At 64.0% G+C, this 22,308-nt stretch carries 20 protein-coding genes; 9 read left to right on the top strand and 11 right to left on the bottom strand.

Features of this window, described 5'->3' with window-relative positions:
- Positions 1–29: 29 nt before the first annotated feature.
- From HUV48_RS07905 to HUV48_RS07885, 5 genes are all read left to right on the top strand, one after another.
- Positions 30–395 (top strand): response regulator, encoded by a 366-nt coding sequence (locus HUV48_RS07905; protein ID WP_176267227.1) that lies wholly within the window; start codon positions 30–32, stop codon positions 393–395.
- A gap of 24 nt (positions 396–419) precedes the next feature.
- Positions 420–1,517, top strand: coding sequence for a chemotaxis-specific protein-glutamate methyltransferase CheB (cheB, locus tag HUV48_RS07900; protein WP_225871572.1), 1,098 nt, complete (start codon positions 420–422; stop codon positions 1,515–1,517).
- Complete coding sequence (locus HUV48_RS07895; RefSeq protein ID WP_176267226.1) at positions 1,508–2,368, top strand: CheR family methyltransferase; 861 nt, start codon at positions 1,508–1,510, stop codon at positions 2,366–2,368. The genes cheB and HUV48_RS07895 overlap by 10 nt, the downstream gene beginning before the upstream one ends.
- A gap of 148 nt (positions 2,369–2,516) precedes the next feature.
- Complete coding sequence (locus HUV48_RS07890; protein ID WP_225871571.1) at positions 2,517–4,028, top strand: putative bifunctional diguanylate cyclase/phosphodiesterase; 1,512 nt, start codon at positions 2,517–2,519, stop codon at positions 4,026–4,028.
- A complete protein-coding gene (locus tag HUV48_RS07885) occupies positions 4,025–5,386 on the top strand; it encodes a methyl-accepting chemotaxis protein (RefSeq protein WP_176267225.1) in 1,362 nt (453 codons plus the stop codon). The genes HUV48_RS07890 and HUV48_RS07885 overlap by 4 nt, the downstream gene beginning before the upstream one ends.
- Before the next feature lie 5 nt (positions 5,387–5,391).
- On the opposite strand, the gene HUV48_RS07880 is transcribed toward HUV48_RS07885, so the two are convergent.
- The 5 genes from HUV48_RS07880 to HUV48_RS07860 form a co-directional block, all read right to left on the bottom strand.
- A complete protein-coding gene (locus tag HUV48_RS07880) occupies positions 5,392–5,514 on the bottom strand; it encodes a DUF2474 domain-containing protein (protein ID WP_176267224.1) in 123 nt (40 codons plus the stop codon).
- Positions 5,514–6,521, bottom strand: a complete 1,008-nt coding sequence (gene cydB, locus HUV48_RS07875; protein WP_176267223.1) for a cytochrome d ubiquinol oxidase subunit II — start codon at positions 6,519–6,521, stop codon at positions 5,514–5,516. The genes HUV48_RS07880 and cydB overlap by 1 nt, the downstream gene beginning before the upstream one ends.
- On the bottom strand, positions 6,518–7,969 hold the full coding sequence (locus tag HUV48_RS07870; RefSeq protein ID WP_176267222.1) for a cytochrome ubiquinol oxidase subunit I: 1,452 nt from the start codon (positions 7,967–7,969) through the stop codon (positions 6,518–6,520). The genes cydB and HUV48_RS07870 overlap by 4 nt, the downstream gene beginning before the upstream one ends.
- A gap of 108 nt (positions 7,970–8,077) precedes the next feature.
- Positions 8,078–10,114: a glycoside hydrolase family 97 protein gene (locus HUV48_RS07865; RefSeq protein ID WP_176267345.1), complete on the bottom strand. Its 2,037-nt coding sequence runs from the start codon at positions 10,112–10,114 to the stop codon at positions 8,078–8,080.
- A gap of 189 nt (positions 10,115–10,303) precedes the next feature.
- Positions 10,304–11,668, bottom strand: coding sequence for an NAD-dependent succinate-semialdehyde dehydrogenase (locus tag HUV48_RS07860; protein ID WP_176267221.1), 1,365 nt, complete (start codon positions 11,666–11,668; stop codon positions 10,304–10,306).
- A gap of 197 nt (positions 11,669–11,865) precedes the next feature.
- On the opposite strand from HUV48_RS07860, the gene HUV48_RS07855 reads away from it, so the two are divergent.
- The gene (locus HUV48_RS07855; RefSeq protein WP_176267344.1) at positions 11,866–13,413 is read left to right on the top strand and encodes an aldehyde dehydrogenase (NADP(+)); all 1,548 of its coding nucleotides are present in this window, start codon (positions 11,866–11,868) and stop codon (positions 13,411–13,413) included.
- A gap of 30 nt (positions 13,414–13,443) precedes the next feature.
- Here the strand turns inward: HUV48_RS07855 and HUV48_RS07850 are convergent, their stop codons facing one another.
- The 6 genes from HUV48_RS07850 to HUV48_RS07825 form a co-directional block, all read right to left on the bottom strand.
- Complete coding sequence (locus HUV48_RS07850) at positions 13,444–13,926, bottom strand: DUF6692 family protein (RefSeq protein ID WP_176267220.1); 483 nt, start codon at positions 13,924–13,926, stop codon at positions 13,444–13,446.
- A complete protein-coding gene (locus tag HUV48_RS07845) occupies positions 13,923–14,444 on the bottom strand; it encodes a DUF305 domain-containing protein (protein WP_225871569.1) in 522 nt (173 codons plus the stop codon). Before HUV48_RS07845 ends, HUV48_RS07850 begins: the two co-directional genes overlap by 4 nt.
- Before the next feature lie 228 nt (positions 14,445–14,672).
- The gene (gene fghA, locus HUV48_RS07840; RefSeq protein ID WP_176267219.1) at positions 14,673–15,506 is read right to left on the bottom strand and encodes an S-formylglutathione hydrolase; all 834 of its coding nucleotides are present in this window, start codon (positions 15,504–15,506) and stop codon (positions 14,673–14,675) included.
- 5 nt (positions 15,507–15,511) lie between these two features.
- Positions 15,512–15,907, bottom strand: a complete 396-nt coding sequence (locus HUV48_RS07835; RefSeq protein ID WP_176267218.1) for a VOC family protein — start codon at positions 15,905–15,907, stop codon at positions 15,512–15,514.
- A 10-nt stretch (positions 15,908–15,917) separates the two neighbouring features.
- Entirely contained in the window at positions 15,918–16,271 is a 354-nt protein-coding gene (locus HUV48_RS07830) for a cupin domain-containing protein (protein WP_176267217.1), read from the bottom strand.
- A complete protein-coding gene (locus HUV48_RS07825) occupies positions 16,271–17,377 on the bottom strand; it encodes an S-(hydroxymethyl)glutathione dehydrogenase/class III alcohol dehydrogenase (protein WP_176267216.1) in 1,107 nt (368 codons plus the stop codon). The genes HUV48_RS07830 and HUV48_RS07825 overlap by 1 nt, the downstream gene beginning before the upstream one ends.
- A gap of 192 nt (positions 17,378–17,569) precedes the next feature.
- Here HUV48_RS07825 and mtnP point away from each other — a divergent pair, with 192 nt between their 5' ends.
- The 3 genes from mtnP (at position 17,570) to HUV48_RS07810 (ending at position 22,281) form a co-directional block, all read left to right on the top strand.
- The gene (gene mtnP, locus HUV48_RS07820; protein ID WP_176267215.1) at positions 17,570–18,445 is read left to right on the top strand and encodes an S-methyl-5'-thioadenosine phosphorylase; all 876 of its coding nucleotides are present in this window, start codon (positions 17,570–17,572) and stop codon (positions 18,443–18,445) included.
- 77 nt (positions 18,446–18,522) lie between these two features.
- Positions 18,523–21,702 (top strand): bifunctional proline dehydrogenase/L-glutamate gamma-semialdehyde dehydrogenase PutA, encoded by a 3,180-nt coding sequence (putA, locus tag HUV48_RS07815; protein WP_404799928.1) that lies wholly within the window; start codon positions 18,523–18,525, stop codon positions 21,700–21,702.
- A gap of 48 nt (positions 21,703–21,750) precedes the next feature.
- Positions 21,751–22,281: a hypothetical protein gene (locus HUV48_RS07810; protein ID WP_176267213.1), complete on the top strand. Its 531-nt coding sequence runs from the start codon at positions 21,751–21,753 to the stop codon at positions 22,279–22,281.
- Positions 22,282–22,308: the final 27 nt, after the last annotated feature.

Genomic DNA, 22,308 nt, shown 5'->3' with positions numbered 1-22,308 from the left:
CTAGGTACTGAAAAACAAGGGTTCGTTCGATGAAAGATTGCCTAGTCGTGGATGATTCGCGGGTCATCCGCAAGGTCTCCAAACATATCCTCGAAACGCTCGGCCTGTCGGTGCGCGAGGCCGAGAACGGGCAGGACGCGCTCGAGCGCTGCGACGAGCAGATGCCCGATGTGGTCCTGCTCGACTGGAACATGCCGGTAATGACGGGGATCGAGTTCATCACCCAGCTACGCCGCCGCGACGGGGGAAGCGCGCCCAAGGTGGTCTTCTGCACCACGGAGAACGATGTCGCGCATATCCGCGAAGCCATCAGCGCTGGGGCCGACGAATATGTGATGAAGCCGTTCGACCACGAAACGCTTCAGATAAAGCTGCAACTCGTCGGCATGGCCTAGGCGCCAAGCGGAGAACCCTTTGCCATGACTGCATACGCGCATCCTCCCGCCGCCCAGGCCAGCGACAAGCACGCCATCAGGGTGATGATCGTCGATGACAGCCTGACGGTCCGCACCATCTTTTCGCGCATGGTGGACGCCGACGAGCGGCTGACCGTCACCGGAACGGCCGCGACCGCCGAACAGGCCCTGATGAAGCTTAGGACCACGCCGGTCGACGTGATCCTGCTCGACCTCGAAATGCCGGGCATGGGCGGCCTCGAAGCCCTACCGAAGTTCCTCGAGGAACGCGCCGAGGCGAAGGTGCTCGTCATCTCCGCCCTTACCGACGAAGGTGCGCACCACACGCTTTCGGCGCTCGCGATGGGCGCGGCCGATACGATGCTGAAGCCCCAGCCGGGCCGTTTCAACGACGATTACCGGGCGCGGCTCATCGAGAAGATCTACGCGCTGGGCGGCGATGAACAGGCCGCCGCTACCGTCTCGACCGCCGCCCCGGCCGCGCCGGCGCCCGCCGCGCAGGGAGAGAAGCGGAAGGCCGGAAAACTGCTCGCCATCGGTGCGTCGACCGGCGGCATTCACGCGCTTAATATCGTGCTGCGCGCACTTCCCGAAAGCTTCCGTTCGCCGATCCTCGTGACGCAGCACCTGCCCGTGTCCTTTATGGCCGTTTTCGCCAAGCAGGTCGAAATGGCGTCGGGGCGTCCGGCAATCCTCGCAGACGAAGGCATTCCGATCGAGGCGGGCAAGATCTACATCGCCCCCGGACAGGCGCACATGCTCGTGCGCCGCGCCGGGACGCGCTTCACCACCGGCCTGTCGATCGATCCGGCGCGTTCGGGGTGCACGCCCTCCGTCGACCCGATGCTCGACAGCGCTTCCGACGCGCTCGACGGTCGCGCGACGGCCCTCATCCTGTCGGGCATGGGCCGCGACGGCGTCCATGGAGCCCTGAAACTGCACGCGCACGGCGGAACCGTTCTCGCGCAGGACGAGGAAAGCTCCGCCGTCTGGGGAATGCCCCGCGCCGTCACGGAAGCGGGCCTTACCAGTGCCGTGCTTCCGCCAGAACGCCTTGCCGACGCAGTCGTCGCCGCAGCGGATGCAGAGGCATGGAACTGAACGAAACCTCCCGGCTGGTCATTCGCGAACTCCTCGAACGACATACGGGCCAGCAAATCACCCCCGAGCGCGAGTGGCGTATCGGGACGGCGCTGGCCGGTCTGTTCCGAAAGTACGACATCGCGAACGTGGACCAACTCGTCTGCCTGCTCACCATGCCGGGCAAGGAGAAGCTGGAGAAGGCCGTCGTCGAGGCGCTGCTCAACAACGAGACCTATTTCTTCCGCGACCAGGCCTATTTCGATCTCTTGGCGCAGCGCATCCTTCCCGACCTCAGGAAGGCGCGCAGCGACACCCGGCGCATCCGGATCTGGTCGTCGGGCTGTTCGACCGGACAGGAAGCGCTGAGTATCGCGATGATCTTCGCCGACAACCCTGCCGCCTGGGCCGACTGGACCGTCGAGATCGTCGGCACCGACGTTTCCGCCTCGGCAGTCGCGGCGGCGAAGGCGGGCCGTTATACCCAGTTCGAGATCCAGCGCGGGCTCGGCGTTGCGCAGATGCTGTCGTATTTCCGCGAGAACAATTCGCGGTGGGAAGCGGACCCGGCCCTTCACCGGCGGGTGACGTTCCGGCAGGCGAACCTCTTGTCCGGCCCGCCCTCGGGCGATCCGTTCGACCTCGTCTTGTGCCGCAACGTGCTGCTGTATTTCACGCCGCAGACCCGCGAGCGCGCATTTGCGTCGCTGGCAAAGGGTACGGCGTCCGACGGGTGGTTGATGCTGGGTGCGGGCGAGACGAGTGCTGGTCTTACCGATGCCTTCGCGCCCGCCGATTGCGGCAGTTCGTTCTACCGGAAGGTCGCTGCAAATACGCCCGCGGCTGCCCCGCGCCGGGCGCGCGCGGCGTGAACGGCCGCGATCCGCACCCGCACCACACCCCTTCGCGCAGGGTAAATTCCGGGTTTACGGTTCCTTAGAAGGTTAATCGGTAGAACCGCTTACGACTGAAGAAGCAGGTTCGCGCCCGGACCCTCACAAAATGGATCGGCGAAAGTATATGCCCAGTTTTGAGCGTTTCGGACCCAAGGCATTGGTGATCGCCCCGCTGGTGGTGCTGTCCGCCCTGTTCGTGCTGGCGATGGGGGTGCTGGTCGGCTCCAATCTCGTCTCCTACGAAGAGCACGGTACCATTCTTGCCGTCAGCGCGCTCGTTTATTTCGGCGCTGTCTTCATGCTCTATTACGCAGGCATGGTCGGCCTCGCGAAGGTTCAGAAAATCACCTTCAGCGACCCGCTTACCGGTTTGCCCAACCGCCGCGCACTGCAGGAAGCGATCGTCAAGACCGCTGGAAACGGCGAAGTCGCGCTCGCCCTCGTCGATCTGGACGAGTTCAAGCAGGTGAACGAGAACTTCAGTCACCTCTTCGGTGACGAGGTGCTCAAGAAGATCACCGCGATTATGCAAAAGGTCTGCGGCGAAGATGCGACCATCTTCCGCCTGGGCGGCGACGAGTTCTCCATCCTTCTGAGCGGTCCGCTGGCCGGTACCATCCTCGAAGGACTGTGCCGCAAGATCATCGAGCAGCTGACCTATCCGATCCCGGTCGAGGAACGCCGCATCCCTGTCGGCGCGAGTATCGGGATCGCCCGCGCGGGCGAGAAAGACGATCATTCGCTGTCCGAACTGCTGCGCCGCGCCGATGTCGCGATGGATGCTTCCAAGCGCGCGGGTAAAGGCCGTTGCACCTGGTTCAACCCGGCCTTCGACAAGAGCCGCGAAGCCGTGCGCGTCATGGACGAGGAACTGCGCGATGCCCTCGCGAAATCCGAATTCGCGCTGCATTACCAGCCGCTCGTCGACGCGCAGTCGAAGGAAGTCGTCGCAGTCGAGGCGCTTATCCGCTGGAACCGCTCCGACGGGAAAAGCGTCGGCCCCAACATCTTCATTCCCGTGGCCGAAGAGACCGGCCTTATCAACGCCATCGGCATCTGGGTCGTGCGCAAGGCCTGCGAAGACGCGCTCAAGTGGGACGGCATCAAGCTGTCGATCAACATCTCCGCCGCGCAGTTGCGAAATCCCGAATTTCCGGTCCAGCTCGGCCATATTCTCGAAGACATCGGCTTTCCCGCATCGCGGCTCGAACTCGAAGTCACCGAAACCTGCCTCGTGCTCGACCCGGTCGTAGCGGAGCGCACGCTGGAGGTCATCCGCGGGTTCGGCGTGAACGTCGCGCTCGACGATTTCGGGACCGGTTACGCTTCGATCGGGTTCCTGCGGCAGTTCCGCTTCGAGAAACTCAAGCTCGACCGCTCGCTCGTCACCCGCGCCGAAAGCGATGCGGGCAGCCGCGCCATGATGCTTTCCAGCATCACAGTCGCGCGCGCAATGAACATGGGCATCACGGCGGAAGGCGTCGAAACGCAGGAGCAGGCGGACATGGTCCGCGCAGCTGGCTGCGACCAGATCCAGGGGTGGCTGTATTTCAAGGCCATGCCGGCGGAAGAGATTACAAGGCTACTGAACAAGTCGGGCGACGACTTGCTTCTATCGGCGGAGAAAAGAGCATGAGTTCGTCAGTGTCGCTTACCGCGCCGGAACAGGCGCCGCAGCCCGTTTCCTACGAGCGTTCCGAAAGTCGGTTCCTCTCATGGTTCGCAGGCGCGACGACCAGCCAGAAGTTGTTCGTGGTCCTCATCAGCCCGCTCGCCGTACTCGTCGCCGTCATGGCCTGCGCTTTCTGGGGCTTGAGCCAGCTGGAGCACGCGGCGCTTGCCGGTGATGCGGCAGCGGCGCAGCAGGCTGCCGGAACGGCCCGAACGATGCTTGTGATACTGGCAGGAGCGGGCATCGGCATCACGGCGCTGATGCTGAAGGTCCTGAAAGCCGATCTCATCTCGGCGATCGAGGACCTGTGCGACTGCATGGAGCGGGTCGGCAAAGGCGAACACGATCTCGTGGTCCCGCACCGCGACCGGCGCGACCAATATGGCACTCTGGCGAACGGCATCGAAGTCATCCGTTCGCAGGTAGGCGAACTCAGTTCCTTCGCGGACGAGAAGGACCGCATGCGCGGTTTGCAAAGTGAAAGCTTCCGCCGCCTCGCCGACAGTTTCGACCAGACCATTGGCGCAGTCGTCGGCAATGTCTCGACCGCATCGATGCAGCTTGCCTCCACCGCCAGCGAATGGACGCAGCAGGCCGGCGGCACCAATAGGGAAGTCGGTCTCGTATCCGAAGCGATGCGCGAGGCATCGGAAGGCGCAACCGCTGCGGCCGCTGCAAGCGACGAGTTTGCGATGTCGATTGGCGAAATCAGCCGGCAGGCCGCGACCAGCGCCGAACTTGCGCGCAGTGCTTCGGATTCGGCGGACGAGGCCGATACGGCCATCTCCGCCCTGTCGAACTCGGCTGAGAAGATCGGCGAGATCGTCGAACTCATCCAGTCGATCGCGCGGCGTACCAATCTGCTCGCTCTCAACGCCTCGATCGAGGCTGCCCGCGGCGGGGAAGCCGGACGCGGCTTTGCAGTGGTGGCGACCGAAGTGAAAGAACTCGCTGCGCAGACCAGCCGCGCGACGGACGAGGTGGCAGAGCAGATCCGCGACATGCAGGCATCGACCGGTAACAGCGTCAGCCTGCTCAAAACGCTTAACAACCATATCCAGCAGCTCGAATCGACCGCTATCTCGATCGCGAGCGCGGTGGATCAGCAGTCGGTCGCAGGGCAGGATCTCGCGCGCAGCATCGACCGGGCAGCGAGCCGTTCGGACGAGGTGGTCTCACGGCTCGGCACGGTCCAGCAGTCCGCCGTAACGACAGGCGCGGCCGCCGATCAGGTCAAGCAGTCGGCAGGCGAGCTATCGAAACAGGCCGAAACGTTGCGCAGCCAGACCGATGCGTTCCTGAGCCAGATCCGCTCCGCTTAAGACGGTTACGCGATCCAGAGCCGCAGGATATAGGCGACCACGCTCAAAACCGCGACGCTGGCGGCCCAGATGCCCGCCATCCATGCCAGCCGCTTCCATAGCGGGGCTTCGGTATCGCCTTCGGCCATCAGTGATAGCCCTCGTCCTCGGTCTTGCCGCGGAACACCCAGTAAGCCCAAGCGGTATAGGCGATAATGATCGGCATGATGATCGCCGTGCCGACTAGCATGAAGACCTGGCTTTTCTCAGGCGCGGCGGCATCCCAGATCGTGATGTCCGGCGGCACGATGTAAGGCCACATCGTTACACCGAGGCCTGCCATGCCGAGGAAGAACAGCGTTATGCTGAGCCAGAAGGGCTTCGAATGTCGCTCCACCGACAGCGCGCGCAGTAACGCCAGCGCGACAAGACCGGTCAGGATCGGGACCGGCGCGGCGTAATAGATTTCCGGCGCGGAGAGCCAGCGTTCCGCGTACTGCGCATTGAGCGTGACGTTGTAGAGGCTTACCCCGCCCATCAGCAGGAACGTCGCCCACGCGGCGCGCTTGCCCAGCTTTCGCGCGTGACGCTGGCTCTCGCCGTCGAGCTTCCACACCAGCCACGTCGCACCGAGCAGCGCGTAGCCGGCTACCGTGCCCACCCCGGTCAGCAGCGTATAGGGGGTGAACCAATCGAACCAGCTTCCGTCGTAGGTGCGTCCGGTCACCGTCACTCCCTGGAGAAGCGCGCCGAGCGTCATGCCCTGTGCCATCGCGGCGACGAAGCTGCCGCCGGTAAAGGCCGCATCCCAGATCCTGCGATGCCCCGGATCGCGCCAGCGAAACTCGAACGCCACGCCGCGGAATACGAGCCCGAGCAGCATGGCGATAATCAGCGGGTAGGTCGCGGGCAGGATCAGTGCGTAGGCCAGCGGAAAGGCTGCGAACAGCCCGCCGCCGCCCAGCACCAGCCAGGTCTCGTTGCCGTCCCAGACGGGCGCGATTGAGTTCATCGCGCGGTCGCGCTCCGGCCCGACCTCGAACGTCGGGAACAGGATGCCGATGCCGAGGTCGAAGCCGTCCATGACGACATAGGCGAACACGGCGAAGGCGATGATGAACGCCCAGATGGTGGTGAGATCGAAATTGATGCTCATTCCGCGGGCGCCACTTCATGATCGGGCAGCGGCTCATTGCCCCGGCCTGGGTTTTGCGTCGGTCCGGGCGTGATACCGGCGGTCCGGACCGGTCCCTTCTCGGTCCGCTTGACGCCCTTCTCGCCGAGGTGCGGCGGGTGGCTCATGAGACGCAGGATATACCACGTGCCCGCGCCGAAAACTGCGAAGTAGATCACGACGAAAGCGATCAGCGAAGCGGCGACGGCAGGCGCATCGAGCGGGCTCGCGGACTGCGCGGTCCGTAGCACGCCGTAGACTGTGAACGGCTGCCGCCCGACCTCGGTCGTGATCCAGCCAGCGATGACGGCCACGAAGCCTGACGGCCCCATGAGAACCGCTGCGCGGTGCAGCCACGGCCAGTCGTACAGTTTCTTGCGGTAGCGCGCGAACATGCTCCACACACCGATGCCGAGCATGGCGAAACCGATGCCGACCATCACCCGAAAGGCGAAGAACACCGGCAGGACAGGCGGCTGGTCCTCGTCCGGGATCGTATCGAGACCGGCAAGCGGCGCGTCGAGTTCATGCTTCAGGATCAGGCTCGACAGCTTGGGAATACCGATCGCGTAATCGAGCCGCTGTTCCTCGTCGTTGGGAATGCCGAACAGGTAGAGCGGCGCGCCCTCGGGATGGCTCTCGTAGTGCCCCTCCATCGCCATGACCTTCTGCGGCTGGTGCTCCATCGTGTTGAGGCCGTGCATGTCGCCCGCGAAGATCTGGATCGGCGCGACCAGCGCGGCCATCCACATGGCCATCGAGAACATCTTGCGTGCGTGCCCGTTCGTCTTGTCCTTGAGGAGGTGCCAGGCTGCCACCCCGCCGACGACGAAGGCGGTTGTGAGATAGGCGGCGATCACCGTGTGGACGAGGCGGTAGGGAAAGCTCGGATTGAAGACGATCTCGAACCAGCTTGCCTCCGGCAGAAGCTGTCCGTTCGCGCCCGTGGTAAAGCCGACCGGGGTGTGCATCCAGCTGTTGACGCTCAGAATCCAGAAGGCGGAAATGAAGGTGCCGACCGCGACCATCAACGTCGCGGTGAAGTGCAGCTTCTTGCCCACCCGGTTCATGCCGAACAGCATGACGCCGAGGAAGCCTGCTTCGAGGAAGAAGGCCGTCAGCACTTCGTAAGCCATCAGCGGCCCCAGGATCGGCCCCGTGATGTCGGAAAAGACCGACCAGTTGGTCCCGAACTGGTAGCTCATCACGATGCCGGACACGACGCCCATGGCGAAGGCGATGGCGAAGATCTTCAGCCAGTATTTGAACAGGTCGAGATAGAGCTGTTTGCCGGTTTTCAGCCACAAGCCTTCGAGCACGGCGAGATAGCTCGCCAGCCCGATCGAAAAGGCCGGGAAGATGAAATGAAAGCTGACCGTGAACGCAAATTGGATCCGGGCCAGCAGCAGGGCATCGAGCGAGTCGAACATGGCATGTCAATACACAAATCGGCCGCCGAGCGATATTGCCGAGAAGGCGGAGTCAGTTGCACAAAACGCAACAACGTAAAGCGGTGGCCCCTTCCCGCTCGCTCTTGCTCAGTTCGGGATGAGCCTTACCGCCGCGCCGCCGCCCGGTGCGAGCCATAGATCGAGGGTATCGCCCTTGCGCAGCCGCTTCGTTTCGTAAGCAATGTCGTGGCGAGCCTCGGTCTCGTAGGTCGCGCCTTCGCCGTCCTTGTAGATCGTCGCGGTGTAGGTCTTGCCGTCTTCCAGGAAGTCGAGCGGCAGCGACACATCGCGCGGCGTCGCATCGTTGACGCCGCCCACATACCAGTCCTCGCTCTTCCGGTCCTTGCGCGCGAAGATCGCATAGTCGCCGATCTCGCCCGCGATAAGCTGGCTTTCAGCCCAATCGGCAGGAACCTGTTTGATGAACTCGAGCTCGCGCGGATTGGCGGCGAGGCTTTCGATGAAATCCGCCGCCATCTGGATCGGCGAGTAGATCGCGAGGTAGAGGCCAAGCTGCTTCGCCTTGGTCGAGGCGATCGGCACGCCCTTGTCGCCGATGAGGCCCAGCACGCCGGGCGTGTAGTCCATCGGCCCCGACAGCATCCGCGTATAGACCAGCGTCGGGTCGTGTTCCGGCCCGTTCGCGAAGGCATTCCACGCGTTGTATTCCTGCCCTCGCGCACCTTCGCGCGAGACCCAGTTCGGATAAGTACGGCGCAGGCCCGTGGCCTTTACCGGCTCGTGCGGATTGATCGCTATTTGGTGCTCGGCGGCTTCCTGCACGACCTTGAGGTGGTGCTGAACCTGCCGCTGTCCGTCGTGCCATTCGAAGACCTCGCCCTCGCACGGATCGGCGATGTCGGCGTTGCACGATACGATCCCGCCAGCGTCGGCAACATAGCCGGTCTTGATGACGTCAACGCCGTTCGCGGCATAAAGGTCGAGCGCGTCATCCAGTTGCTCTTCGTAATTGGCGATGTTGCCCGAGGTTTCGTGGTGGCCGATCAGGTGTACGCCCTTCGACGCTGCGTAGTCGGTCACTTCCTCGAAGTCGAAGTCGGGATAGGCCTCGGTGAAACTGAACAGCCGGCCGTTATCGAACCAGTTGCCGTCCCACCCGACGTTCCAGCCTTCGATGAGCACGCCGCGGAAGCCGTGCTCGGCAGCGAAATCGATGTATTCCTTCGCCCGCTCGGTCGTCGCGCCGTGGTTCTCGCCCGAGCCCCATGACCACCGGCCCGAGATCATACCCCACCAGATCCCGATATACTTTGCCGGTTCGAACCAACTGACATCGCCCAGCTTGTTCGGCTCGTTGAGGTTGAGGTCGATATCGCTTTCGACGAGCCCCGCCGCATCGCCGCTGATGCGGATGGTGCGCCACGGGGTCGAGAACGCACCCTCGCGGACGACCTTCGCGCCGCGCGAGGACGGAGCGAGCGAAGCGCGGAACGAGCGTCCGTCCATCCGCCGCAGCCACATGCCCGAATAATCGACCAGCGCGGCCTCGTGGATGGATAAATGCGTGCCGTCCTCGAGCCGCATGGTAATCGGCGTATGGGCGGTCGAAACTCCTTCGATCGGCGTTTCGTTGTATAGATATTCGTAGCGGTTCCAGTTTCCCGCCGGGATCCACCATGCCGTGCCTTCGTCCGCAATCACGAACTCGGTCAGTTCTTCGGCGATGTTGGCGACCGGCATCGCGTCCGTTTCGGGAAATTCGTAGCGAAAGCCCACCCCGTCGTCGAACACGCGCATACGCACGGTCAGCGCGCGCTTCGAATCCTCGCGCACTTCGCGGAAAGTCACGGCAAGCTCATTGTGATGGTCGCGCACGAAGCGGCGCTCTCCCCACGGCTGCTCCCAAGTGTCGTCATGGGTTGTGGTGGTCTCGTTCTCGATGACGAAGTTGCGCCGCATGGGCTGCGCATCGGTGAAGAGGAAGCCGAGCGTACTGTGCGCGATGACTTCCTTGCCGTTCCGCTCGACCCGGTAGAAGGGCACACCGCCGGCGGAACTCAGTTCGACCGTCAGGCTGCCGTCGGGGGACGATACCGTGCCGGCAAGCGCGCTCGTTCCCATGAACGCGGCGACCACTACGAGAAGGGGGAGCTTGGTTTTCATCATCGGTCCTTCAAGATAAAGCGCCGGACCGGGAGATGCCGGACGCGCGTAACGCTCGTCGCTATCACGTTTGAACGGCTGTTGTAACCGGTTACAGAAAGGGTCCGAACTTGGCGCCGAGATGCCGCGCCCGCCAACACTGTTTCGCGCAAGGGCCGAGTCCGGGTCCGAAGCTTTTCCGACCTGTGCTCAGGGAAGCATGACGGTCTTCAAGTTCATGAACTCGTGAACACCGAAGCGCGAGAGTTCGCGCCCGTGGCCGGAGCGCTTGATGCCCCCGAACGGCGCTTCGGGAGAGGAAGCGAGGAACTGGTTCACCGCCGTCATGCCCGCCTCGATGTCGCGGATGAAGCGCTCCTTTTCGCCCTCGTCGTTGGTCCAGACGGAGGAGCCGAGACCGAAGGGAATGTCGTTGGCGATCCTGATCGCATCGTCGATGTCGTCCGCGCGGAAGAGCATCGCGACGGGGCCGAATATCTCCTCCTGCGTCACCGGGTTGTCCGGCGCGACGTCGGTGAGAATACCCGCAGTAATATAAGCGCCGTCATCTCCGAAGGCTTCGCCGCCGAACAGCAGCTTCGCGCCGTGCTTGGTCGCCTCTTCGAGCTGCTGGATCACGGTATCGCGCTGCTCGAAACTGGAAAGCGGTCCCATGTCCGTGTCCTCCTCCATCGGATCGCCCGCCTTCACTGCCTTCATCGCGTCCGAGAACCTCTCTAGGAATTCGTCGTAAATATCGGTGTGAACGATCATGCGCTTGCCGCAGATGCACGACTGGCCGGTGTTCTGGATGCGCGCCTTCACCGCCTGCGAGACCGCTTCGTCCAGATTGGCGCTGGGCATGACGATGAACGGGTCCGACCCGCCGAGTTCGAGCACGACTTTCTTGAGCTGCTTGCCCGCCTGCTGCGCGACGGCCTGCCCTGCGCCCTCGCTGCCGGTCAGGGTGACGGCAACGATCCTGTCGTCCGCGATGATGCCCTCGACCGCATCGGACTTGATGCACAGGTTCTGGAACAGGCCTTCGGGCGCGCCGGCCTCGCCCATCATGTCTTCCATCAGCTTGGCGCAGCCCTGCACGATGCTGGCGTGTTTGAGGACGCCGACATTGCCGGCAAGGATCGTCGGCGCAAGGAAGCGGGCCGCCTGCCAGTAGGGAAAGTTCCACGGCATGATCGCGAGCACTACGCCCTGAGGCAACCACCGCCCCTCGGCTGTGCCGCCGCCGTCCAGTTCCCATGTCTCCGGTTCGAGCATGGGCGGACCGTTCTTTGCCAGATGCCGGAACAGCGACGCGCATTTCTCGACCTCGGCCGTGGCCGAAGACAAGGTCTTGCCCATCTCCCGCGTGCACTGGCGCGCCATCGCGTCCTTGTTCGCCTCGTAGGCATCGGCGAGCCGGGAGAGGATCTGCGTCCGCTCGCTGATGTCGCTCACCCGCCATGCCTCGTACGCCGATTGCGCCGCCGCCAGCTTGCTTTCGATCCCCTCGGGCGAAAGTTCCTCATACTCTTTAAGGGTCTGTCCGGTGGCGGGGTTGCGCGTCTCGATCATTTTCTTTCCTTGCAGGGGGTTTTGCTGTGTCCTTTCCCTAACCGAAGAGGGCACGCGCCAGTTCCGTTCATCCGCGCGGCGCGTCCGGTTGCCCCGACGTCGGTTGAGATTTCGCGCAGAGTGGCTATCTCGATGGCCTATTCGTCACGCCCGATAACACCAACAGACAGGATGCAGCCTTGAAACTCACAGGACAAATGTTCGTCGCCGGAAACCGCCGCGACGGTACCGCCAATCTAAATGCAGTCGACGCCGCCGACGGCAGCGAACTTTCGCCCGGATTTGTTACCGCTACCATGCAGGACGTCGAGGACGCCTGTAAGGCCGCTGCCGACGCGCAGACCGACTACGCGGGCCGCCCATTGGCAGAGCGCGCCGCGTTCCTGCGCCTGGTCGCGGACAAGATTGACGCGCTCGGCGACGACCTGACGCAGCGCGCGATGAAGGAAAGCGGGTTGCCGGAAATGCGCCTCAACGGAGAGCGCGGCCGGACCGTCGGCCAACTTCGCCTGTTCGCCGACGAGATCGAGAACGGCGCATGGCAGTCGCTCCGCATCGACCACGCAGACGCCGACCGCACGCCGCCCAAGCCGGACCTGCGTCTGCGCATGGTGCCGCTCGGCCCGGTCGCCGTATTCGGCGCCAGCAACTTCCCCCTCGCCTTCTCCGTCGCGGGCGGCGACACCGCCTCCGCGCTCGCGGCAGGCTGCTGTGTCGTGGTGAAGGGCCACCCGGCTCACCCCGGAACCTCCGAAATGGTTGCCGCTGCCATCACCGAGGCGGTCAGCGAAGCGGGAATGCCTGCCGGGGTCTTCTCGCTCCTGAACGGTGCGGGTAACGAACTCGGCGAGGCGCTGGTCAAGAACCCGCATATTGCGGCAGTCGGCTTCACCGGCTCGCGCGGCGGCGGCCTCGCCCTCATGAAGCACGCATCGGAACGCAAGGTGCCGATCCCGGTCTATGCCGAGATGAGCAGCATCAACCCCGTCGTGCTGCTGCCGAACAAGTTGGAAGCACAGGCGGACGCGCTCGGTACCGCTTATGTCGCATCGCTGGCGCTGGGTGCAGGCCAGTTCTGCACCAACCCCGGCATCGTGCTGGCGGTGAAGGGCGACGCGCTCGACACGTTCCTCGCTTCGGCCAAGGAAGCGCTCGGAACCACGGCAGCGCAGACCATGCTGACCAAGAACATCAAGGGTGCATACGATCAGGGCGCAGGCAAGCTGTCGTCCAAGTCCGGCGCGACGCTGGTCGGCCAGGGCGCGGAAGGTTCCGCCGCTTGCGGCCGTGCGCAGGTCTTCACCGTGTCCGCCGCGGACTTCATGGCGGACGAAGACTACCGCGAGGAAGTGTTCGGCCCCTCCTCCATCGTGATCCGGTGCGCCGACGTGGACGAGATCCGCAGCGTGCTCGCATCGCTCGAAGGCCAGCTCACCGCGACGCTGCACATGGTCGAAGGCGATTACGAAGCCGCCAAGACGCTGCTTCCGGTGCTCGAAAGCATTGCCGGCCGCGTGCTCGCCAACGGCTGGCCGACGGGCGTCGAAGTGACCCATGCGATGGTTCACGGCGGGCCGTTCCCGGCAACCTCCGACGGGCGCAGCACCTCGGTCGGGACGATGGCGATCGAACGCTACCTGCGCCCCGTGTCCTATCAGGATCTGCCGGAAGAGCTACTTCCCGAAGTGCTGAAGGACGGCGCCGCGAAATGCCTGCGCCGCGTGGACGGCAAGTACGAAGTCTAAGCTGAAAGTATCGCTCAGTTCCGCCCTGCGTCAGGCGCGGCAGTACCGAAAGCCGTGGTAACCCAGTTCATCCTCGGCGCCGGGCGGAACGACGATCATTTCCATTCCCTGCAAACCGGCATCCCCTTCGTAGTCGAGCATCCGCGTACTGACGCGTAGATCGCCGCTGGCGAACTGGCCCGGACCCGCGGCGTCCAGCTCGATCAGCTTGCCGTTGAGCTTGATGACCGCACCGCCGCCGCTGCGGTAGACCAGCGCGGGAAAAGACACCTCGGTCAGGCGGAAAACGCAATCGCCGTCGTTGAGGCCGATCGCGGCGAGATCGGCACGCGACATCGTTTCGGGCTTGATAACGGCCGTTGAAACATTGTTCAGCGCCGCTGCGGCGCTCATGATCGGAGCGGCCTCTTCCGGCCGATCGAGCTGCGCCTCGCGGTCGTTGCCGAGCGCGGTGTTCTCGTTGCACGCAGCCAGCGAGAGGCTGATGACGATAGGAAGAACGAACTTTCTCATCGTTCGATCTCCTGCGGCAAGCGGCGCTCGGTTCGCACCCCGTTCTTCTCGATGTCGTCGATCAGGTAGCGCATCTGTGCAATTTCGCGCCGCTGCGCGAGGATGATGTCATGTGCCAGCTTGCGCACCCTCGGATCTTCGATCTGCGCGCGTTCGCTCGTCATGATGGCGATCGAGTGGTGCGGGATCATCGCCTTCATGTATTCGACGCCGGTCACGGTCGTCTGACTGCGCACGAGCCACAGGCCGCCTGCGAAAACGAGGGCGGCGACGCCCAGGATAACGAAGTTCTTCCTCGGATTTCTGTACATTCCCCACATGAAAAGCAGCATGATGACCATCATCGCCGCTCCCATGACGAACGCCATCCAGAAGCGGGTCTCGCTCCAGAAGACATGGTCGATGGTGTAGGTGTTCAGATACATCAGGCCGAACATCACGACGGTGCTCGTTCCGATCATCGCCATGAACTTCCAGTAGGGACCGTCTCCCCCGTGTTTGTGACCGCTATGAGCCATTATTCTCCTCCGTTCCGTCTGGTTTCGGAGCAAACGCGTCGCACGGTGCGGCGGTCAGGCGGACGCCGCGACCACCGCGTTCTCCGATCGGTCGCTATCTGAACAATGACGAAGGCGCGGGCTTTGTTTCCGCGCGCCGTGAGGGACGGTTTTGCTGCGAGCGCCAGTGACCAAAGCCGAGTAAGCCTTCAGCGAGGCGGTCTCCGCCTCGCTTTCGGCGTCAATACCCTATCCCAGCCGCTCTGCGTGCCACTTCACGTGTTCGGCCATGAAGGTCGAGATGAAGTAGTAGGAATGGTCGTAGCCTTCCTGCATCCGGATCGCGGCGTCGATCCCGGCCTTCTTGCAGGCAAGCGCGAGCAGGCCGGTCTTGAGCTGTTCGGCGAAGAAGTCGTCGGCGGTTCCCTGGTCCACCAGCATGTGATCCACCCGCGCGCCGCCTTCGATCAGCGCCACGGCATCGTACTCGGCCCAGCTATCGCGGTTGTCGCCGAGGTAGCGCGAGAATGCTTTCTCGCCCCACGGCGCCTGCACCGGCGCGACGATCGGAGAGAACGCGCTGACCGAGCGGAAGCGGTCCGCATTGCGCAGGCCGATGGTAAGTGCGCCGAGGCCGCCCATCGAATGGCCCATGATTGATTGCCGGTCCATGTCGGCGGGAAAGTGCTCGGCGATCAACGCAGGCAATTCGTCCTCGATATAGGAGCGCATCCGGTAGTTCTTCGTCCACGGCTCTTCGCTCGCGTCGAGGTAGAAGCCGGCGCCCTTCCCGAAATCAAATTCGTCTTCCGCGTCGGGCACATCGCTGCCGCGGGGGCTCGTATCGGGCGCGACGAAGATGATCCCGTGCTCGGCGCAAGCCTGCCGGTATTCGCCCTTCTCGGTCACGTTCTCGTGCGTGCAGGTGAGGCCCGATAGATACCATAGTACCGGCAACTTCGCGCCCGTCTCATGCGGCGGAACGAAGACGGAGAAGGTCATCTCCGTCCCCGTCTCTTCCGAATGATGGGTGTAAACGCCCTGCGTGCCGCCATGCGACTTGTTGGTGGCGATCGTCTCCATCAGGGTTACTGGACCCGCATCGCGCCGCACAGCTTGTGGCCGTCGGGATCGCGGAAGTAGGACAGGTGCATCGCGCCGATCGAGGATTCACGGAGGCCGGGCGGGTCTTCGATGCTGCTGCCGCCGTTGGCGATCGCGACGTCGTGAAGGTCCTTCACCTGTTCGGGCGAAATGCATTTGAAGCCGATCGTGCTGCCATTGGCGGCGGTTGCCGGCTCGTCGTTGATCGGCTCGGTGAGGCACAGCGTGTTGCCGTTGTGGATGTAGAAATAGCGGACGTGGCCCTTCGGGCCGATGTTCTTGAGCGGCTCGGCATCGTAGCCGAGCACGGCCAGCACCGCGTCGTAAAATTCCTTCGACTTCTCGATATCGTTGCAGCCGATCATGATGTGATTGAACATGGCTTTCTTCCTAGATTGCGACCGCCTTCGTGGCGGTGGCGTGGTTACCGGTATTGGGCGATTCCGCGGGATCGATCATCAGTAGCTTCGCCGTCCCGCGCCGCGCGACGGGACGGTGCTCGGTGTTTGCAGGGATCAGCAGAAGCTCAGACGGGTGAAGCGTTTCGGTCCGGTCGCGGAATTCGACGTCGAGTTCCCCTTCGATCAGCAGGAACAGCTCGTCATGGTCGTGGCTGTGCCATGTGAACGGTCCTTCAAGCTTGGCGATGCGCACCTCGTGCCCCTCGTAGCGCGCGACGATGCGCGGTGCGTAAGTCTCTTCGAACTGCGCGAACTTCTCCGCAAGGTCGACTTTGACGGTCATCAGTAGATCACGACGCCGCGGATGCTTTCGCCCTTGTGCATGAGGTCGAAGCCCTTGTTGATCTCGTCGAGCGAGAACTTGTGCGTGATCATCGGGTCGATCTCGATCTGGCCATTCATATACCAGTCGACGATCTTGGGCACGTCAGTCCGGCCGCGCGCGCCGCCGAAAGCGCTGCCGCGCCAGTTGCGACCGGTCACAAGCTGGAAGGGGCGCGTCTCGATCGTTTCGCCCGCTCCCGCCACGCCGATGATGACGCTCGTGCCCCAGCCCTTGTGGCAGCATTCGAGCGCCTGGCGCATCACGTTAGTATTGCCGATGCATTCGAAGCTGTAGTCCGCCCCGCCGCCGGTTAGATTGACGATCCGCTCGACGATATCGCCGCCGTCCCTGGGGTTGAGGAAGTCGGTCATGCCGAACTTGCGGCCCCATTCCTCGCGGTCCGGGTTGATGTCGACGCCGACGATCTGCGCCGCGCCGGCCATCTTCGCGCCCTGAATGACGTTGAGGCCGATCCCGCCGAGTCCGAACACGACCACGCGGCTGCCGGGCTCGACCTTCGCCGTGTTGACCACCGCGCCGACCCCCGTCGTCACACCGCAGCCGACGTAGCAGGTGGTGTCGAAAGGTGCGTCCTCGCGGATCTTCGCGACCGCGATTTCGGGCAGGACGGTGAAGTTCGAAAAGGTGGACGTGCCCATGTAGTGGTAGATCGTCTCGCCCTTGTAGCTGAAGCGGCTCGTCCCGTCGGGCATCAGGCCTTTGCCCTGCGTCTCCCTGATCCGCTGGCAGAGGTTGGTCTTGGGGTTCAGGCAGTATTCGCAAGTTCGGCATTCGGGCGTGTAGAGCGGGATGACGTGATCGTCCTTCGCTACGCTGGTCACGCCCGGTCCGACTTCGCGCACGATGCCCGCGCCTTCGTGGCCGAGCACGCTCGGGAACAGGCCCTCGGGGTCCGCACCCGAAAGCGTGTATGCATCGGTGTGGCACAGGCCTGTCGCCATCAGTTCGACCAGCACCTCGCCCTCCTTCGGCCCTTCGAGGTCGAGTTCGACGATCTCCAGCGGCTGTTTGGCTTCGAAGGCGACGGCGGCGCGGGTTTTCATGGGCGGTATCTCTTCAATTCGTCGTGTATGTTGGCTGGCCGCGTTGCCACTGAAGAGGCCGCTGCGTCAATGGCGGGCCCGCCCGGCCGGGCGACTTTCGCGCTCGCTCTGGCGCGGATATTAACCGGCGGGTAGGAGCGGCGCTGTATGCAAAACCGGCGCGCCGGAGTGCGCGCAAGCAGGAGCAGATCGATGAGCGGCGAATGGGTGATCGGCATAATCGGCGGATCGGGCCTCTACAAACTCGATGCGCTGGAAGACCAGCAATGGATCGAGGTGAGCTCGCCGTGGGGTACGCCGTCCGACGAGATCCTGTGCGGGCGGATCGGCCATACCAAGGTGCGCTTCCTGCCGCGGCACGGCCGCGGGCACCGGATCGTGCCGGGCGAGGTTAACGCGCGCGCCAATATCGATGCGCTCAAACGGGCGGGTTGCACCGACATCCTGGCGGTATCGGCCGTGGGCTCGCTGAATGACGATCTTCCGCCCGGCCGCGCGGTGATGGTCGAGCAGTTCATCGACCAGACCAAGGGCCGTCCCGCCAGTTTCTACGGAACCGGCTTCGTCGCCCATGTCTCGATGGCCGACCCGACCTGTGCGCGCCTGTCGCAGTGGTGCGCCGATGCGGTCGAGATGGCCGGCGGCGAGGTCAGCGACGGGGCGACCTATATGGCGATCGAGGGGCCGCAGTTCTCCACCCGCGCCGAAAGCAAGCTCTACCGCCAGTGGGGTGCGGACGTGATCGGGATGACTGCCATGCCCGAAGCGCGGCTCGCCCGCGAGGCGGAGTTGCCCTACGCGTTGATGACGCTCGTCACCGATTACGACTGCTGGAAGGAAGACGAGGAACCGGTCAGCGTCGATCAGGTAATCGAACAGCTCAACGCCAACAGCGAGATGGCGCGAAAGACGATCGAGCATTTCGTCAAGACGCTGCCTGAACACCGCTCGCCCTCACCGATCGATTTCGCGCTCGAGGATTCGGTCATCACCGCCGTCGAAATGCACGACAAGACACTGCTCGCAAAACTGGACGCGGTGGCCGGACGTTTGCTGCAAGGCGGTTAAATCGCTCACCTTTCCGTAGACGGCAAGCGTTTCACGCTTCGGTTGCATGAGTGCTGCGCCGCTCCTACGTGCCAATGATGGCAACTGTAATCGCACCGCGTCGCAACACCGCTAGCTCGGCTTTGAAGCCCCTCGACAGGGATGCGATTCATCGCGCCTACCGCGAGGAAGAAGAGACGTGCCTGCGGGAACGGATGCGGCAGGCCGCGCCGGCCTCTGCGATGCATGACAAGGCCTCCGCACTGGCGCAGGACCTGATCAAGGGCGCCCGCAGCCGCAAGGCGAGCGGCATCGACGCGTTCCTGCACCAGTTCGGCCTCGATACCGAGGAAGGCATTGCGCTGATGTGCCTCGCCGAGGCGTTGCTGCGTGTCCCCGACAGCCGCACCGCCGATGCGCTGATCCGCGACAAGCTGGGCGAGATCGACTGGAGCGAGCATCTGGGCGAATCCTCCTCCACCTTCGTCAACGCCGCGACGTTCTCGCTGATGCTGACGGGCGAAGTGCTCGAGCGTCCGCAGGAACAGCAGCGCGGCATGGGCAAGACGCTGAAGCGCACCATGAACCGCCTCGGCGAGCCGGTCATCCGCACCGCGACGCTGCAGGCGATGCGCATTCTCGGCGGGCAGTTCGTCTATGGACGCACGATCGACGAGGCGCTGAAGCGCGCAAAGCCCGAGCGGGCGAAGGGTCTGACGCATTCCTACGACATGCTCGGCGAAGCGGCCATGACCTTCGCCGATGCCGAGCGCTACCGCGAGGCGTATCTGTCCGCGATCGAGAAGCTGGTCCGCCAGCCGGGCGCGGGCATCGCGGAATCGCCGGGCATCTCGGTGAAGCTGTCCGCGCTCTATCCCAAATACACCTTCCTTCACGCGGACGAAGCGCGCGAGGCGCTGGTCCCCATCGTCCGCGATCTCGCCGGCCGCGCCCGCGACGGAAACATCCACTTCACCATCGACGCCGAAGAAGCCGACCGGCTCGACCTGTCGCTCGACATCTTCGAGGATCTGGTTGCCGACGACAGCCTGTTCGCCAACGGCTCGCCCGGTGGTTGGACCGGCTTCGGCCTTGCGGTGCAGGCGTATCAGAAGCGTGCCGTTCCGCTGTGCGACTGGGCGATCAAGCTGGCGCGTCGGCACGACCGCAAGCTGTTCGTCCGGCTCGTGAAGGGCGCTTACTGGGATACCGAGATCAAATTGAGCCAGGTCGGCGGCTTCACCGATTACCCGGTCTTCACCCGCAAGCTCGGCACCGATGTTTCCTACCTCGCCTGCGCGCAGCGTCTGCTGTCCGCGCCCGAAGCGGTCTATCCCGCCTTCGCCACGCACAACGCGCAGACGATCGGCGCGATCAAGGCGATGAGCGCGGCGGCGGACAACGACGATTTCGAATTCCAGCGCCTTCACGGCATGGGCGAGGAAATTTACGCCGAACTCGGCAAGCGCGAGGGTAATGCGCGCACGCCGGTTCGCATCTATGCACCGGTCGGCAATCACAAGGACCTGCTCGCCTATTTGGTGCGCCGCCTTTTGGAGAATGGAGCCAACAGCTCCTTCGTCAACCGAATGGCGGATGCGGGCATCCCTGCGGAAGAACTGACGACCGACCCGGTCGCCGATCTCGCCGCGCTGGACCCGCTGCGCAATCCGAACATTCCGCTACCGACCGATCTGTTTCCGGACCGCCAGAACAGCGCCGGGATCGACCTGTCCGATCCGCTCGTGCGCGTACCGCTGATGCAGCGGCTTGCCGCCATGGAAGAGCGCCGCTGGCACGCGGAGCCAACGTTCCGCTCGAACGCGGAAGGCGAGACCGCGCCGATCACCATGCCCCAGGACCTGACGCACGAAGTCGGCACGCGGCGCGATACGCTGGTGGAGGAGGTGGAAACCGCCATCACGCTCGCCCAGCAGATCCAGCCGGGTTGGGACTCGCTCGGCGGAGAGAAGCGCGCGCTGCTGCTCGAAGCGGCGGCCGACCTGTTCGAAGAGCATACCGACGAATTTCTGGCGCTGTGCCAGCGCGAGGCAGGTAAGACCCTGCCCGACGCAGTGCTCGAACTGCGCGAAGCGGTCGATTTCCTGCGGTTCTACGCTGTCGAAGCGCGGCGGCTGTTCACCCACCGCTTCGACCTGCCCGGACCGACGGGCGAGGACAATTATATCTCGCTTCACGGGCGCGGCGTCTTCGCCACGATCAGCCCATGGAACTTCCCGCTCGCCATTTTCATCGGCCCCGCCGCCGCGGCGCTCGCGGCAGGCAACACCGTGGTCGCCAAGCCCGCGGAGCAGACGCCGCTCTTGGCCGCACTCGCGGTAAAGCTGTGCCACGAAGCGGGCATTCCCGAAGAGGTGTTCCAGATCCTGCCCGGCGCGGGCGAGGTCGGCGAAGCCATTACTTCCGACCCGCGCATCGCGGGCGTCGCCTTCACCGGCTCGACCGATACGGCGCGGATCATCAACCGCACGCTCGCCGCGCGCGATGCGCCGATCGCGACCTTCATCGCCGAGACGGGCGGGCAGAACGCGATGATCGTCGACAGCTCGGCCCTGCCCGAACAGGTGACGCGCGACGTGATCGCGGGCGCGTTCCAGAGCGCGGGCCAGCGCTGCTCCGCCCTGCGCGTCCTCTACGTGCAAGACGATGTGGCGGACGAACTGCTCACAATGATCCGCGGCGCGTTCGAGACGCTCAACATCGGCGATCCGGTCAACCTCAACATCGACGTCGGCCCGGTGATCGACCCCGACGCGAAGGCCGCGCTTGAACGCCACGTCGCTCGCCGCAAGAAGAACGGGCGGACCATGTGGCGGCGCAAGCTGCCGAGCGGTACGAGCCAGGGCTGCTTCGTCGCGCCGACCATCATCGAAATGAATTCGATCCACGATCTGAAGCGCGAGAACTTCGGCCCGGTGCTGCACTTCATCCGCTACAAGGCGGCGGACCTGGGCAAGGTCGTCGACGACATCAACAGCACCGGCTACGGCCTCACCTGCGGCCTCCACAGCCGGATCGACGGCACGCGCCGCTTCGTCGAAAGCCGCATCCGGGTCGGCAATTTCTACGTCAACCGCAACCAGATCGGTGCGGTCGTGGAAAGTCAGCCCTTCGGCGGCGAAGGCCTCTCAGGGACCGGCCCCAAGGCGGGCGGCCCGCATTATGTGAAGGCCTTCGCGACCGAGCGGGCGGTGTGCATCGACACGACGGCAGCGGGCGGCAATGCGAGCCTGCTGGCGGCAGACGACCCGGACTGACAACAAGAAGGTTTGCGCGGACCTGGCGAGCCGCTAAACCCCGGCATCATGGGACGCCTTGCCAGATTGTTCGTGCTGTTTGCCGCCGCGTTATGGGCGCAGGCCGCTGCGGCGGAGGTTCAGCTGAGCTTCCACAGCTTCAACGGATCGGTCCTCTTCGGCCGCTATCCGCATACCTTCGTCGTGCTCGAAGGGACGCTCGAGGAAACCGGCGCGCCGGTAAACGAGAACTACGGCTTTACCGCCAAGCGCGCCTCGCCCGCCGTGCTGCGCGGGCCGGTCTACCACGACATCCTGATCGAGAAGCCCAAATACATCAATTCGACCAACCGGCACTTCACCGTGCCGATCTCGGACGAGGAATACTGGGCGATCCGCCGCGAGATGGAAGGGTGGCGCGATGCGCCGGGGAAGTATTACGACCTCGAAACGCGCAACTGCATCCATTTCGTAGGTACCATCGCCAAGCTGGTCGGCATTACCGTCGAGTATCCGGACGACATGATGCGCCGCCCGAAGAAGTGGCTTAATCACATCGCCGCGATCAATCCCGACCTCGGTGCGCCCCAGATAGATTAGGTGGGGACAGCGCCGCATGGCGCTTGC

Origin of the sequence: Qipengyuania atrilutea, from assembly GCF_013370205.1 — a bacterium.
GTDB classification, from domain to species: Bacteria; Pseudomonadota; Alphaproteobacteria; order Sphingomonadales; family Sphingomonadaceae; genus Actirhodobacter; species Actirhodobacter atriluteus.
Note: the sequence above shows the minus strand (reverse complement) of the source record. Positions and strands in the feature narration are given on the sequence as shown.

Excerpts from the sequence above, each read along its gene's own strand:
- HUV48_RS07870 (WP_176267222.1), bottom strand. The coding sequence starts at position 7,969 with ATGTTCGACTCGCTCGATGCCCTGCTGCTGGCCCGGATCCAATTTGCG.
- mtnP (WP_176267215.1), top strand. The coding sequence starts at position 17,570 with ATGAGCGGCGAATGGGTGATCGGCATAATCGGCGGATCGGGCCTCTAC.
- HUV48_RS07830 (WP_176267217.1), bottom strand. The coding sequence starts at position 16,271 with ATGACCGTCAAAGTCGACCTTGCGGAGAAGTTCGCGCAGTTCGAAGAG.
- HUV48_RS07835 (WP_176267218.1), bottom strand. The coding sequence starts at position 15,907 with ATGTTCAATCACATCATGATCGGCTGCAACGATATCGAGAAGTCGAAG.
- fghA (WP_176267219.1), bottom strand. The coding sequence starts at position 15,506 with ATGGAGACGATCGCCACCAACAAGTCGCATGGCGGCACGCAGGGCGTT.
- HUV48_RS07810 (WP_176267213.1), top strand. The coding sequence starts at position 21,751 with ATGGGACGCCTTGCCAGATTGTTCGTGCTGTTTGCCGCCGCGTTATGG.
- HUV48_RS07865 (WP_176267345.1), bottom strand. The coding sequence starts at position 10,114 with ATGAAAACCAAGCTCCCCCTTCTCGTAGTGGTCGCCGCGTTCATGGGA.
- HUV48_RS07855 (WP_176267344.1), top strand. The coding sequence starts at position 11,866 with ATGTTCGTCGCCGGAAACCGCCGCGACGGTACCGCCAATCTAAATGCA.
- HUV48_RS07890 (WP_225871571.1), top strand. The coding sequence starts at position 2,517 with ATGCCCAGTTTTGAGCGTTTCGGACCCAAGGCATTGGTGATCGCCCCG.
- putA (WP_404799928.1), top strand. The coding sequence starts at position 18,523 with ATGGCAACTGTAATCGCACCGCGTCGCAACACCGCTAGCTCGGCTTTG.
- HUV48_RS07885 (WP_176267225.1), top strand. The coding sequence starts at position 4,025 with ATGAGTTCGTCAGTGTCGCTTACCGCGCCGGAACAGGCGCCGCAGCCC.
- HUV48_RS07850 (WP_176267220.1), bottom strand. The coding sequence starts at position 13,926 with ATGAGAAAGTTCGTTCTTCCTATCGTCATCAGCCTCTCGCTGGCTGCG.
- HUV48_RS07880 (WP_176267224.1), bottom strand. The coding sequence starts at position 5,514 with ATGGCCGAAGGCGATACCGAAGCCCCGCTATGGAAGCGGCTGGCATGG.
- HUV48_RS07860 (WP_176267221.1), bottom strand. The coding sequence starts at position 11,668 with ATGATCGAGACGCGCAACCCCGCCACCGGACAGACCCTTAAAGAGTAT.
- cydB (WP_176267223.1), bottom strand. The coding sequence starts at position 6,521 with ATGAGCATCAATTTCGATCTCACCACCATCTGGGCGTTCATCATCGCC.
- HUV48_RS07825 (WP_176267216.1), bottom strand. The coding sequence starts at position 17,377 with ATGAAAACCCGCGCCGCCGTCGCCTTCGAAGCCAAACAGCCGCTGGAG.
- cheB (WP_225871572.1), top strand. The coding sequence starts at position 420 with ATGACTGCATACGCGCATCCTCCCGCCGCCCAGGCCAGCGACAAGCAC.
- HUV48_RS07905 (WP_176267227.1), top strand. The coding sequence starts at position 30 with ATGAAAGATTGCCTAGTCGTGGATGATTCGCGGGTCATCCGCAAGGTC.
- HUV48_RS07895 (WP_176267226.1), top strand. The coding sequence starts at position 1,508 with ATGGAACTGAACGAAACCTCCCGGCTGGTCATTCGCGAACTCCTCGAA.
- HUV48_RS07845 (WP_225871569.1), bottom strand. The coding sequence starts at position 14,444 with ATGGCTCATAGCGGTCACAAACACGGGGGAGACGGTCCCTACTGGAAG.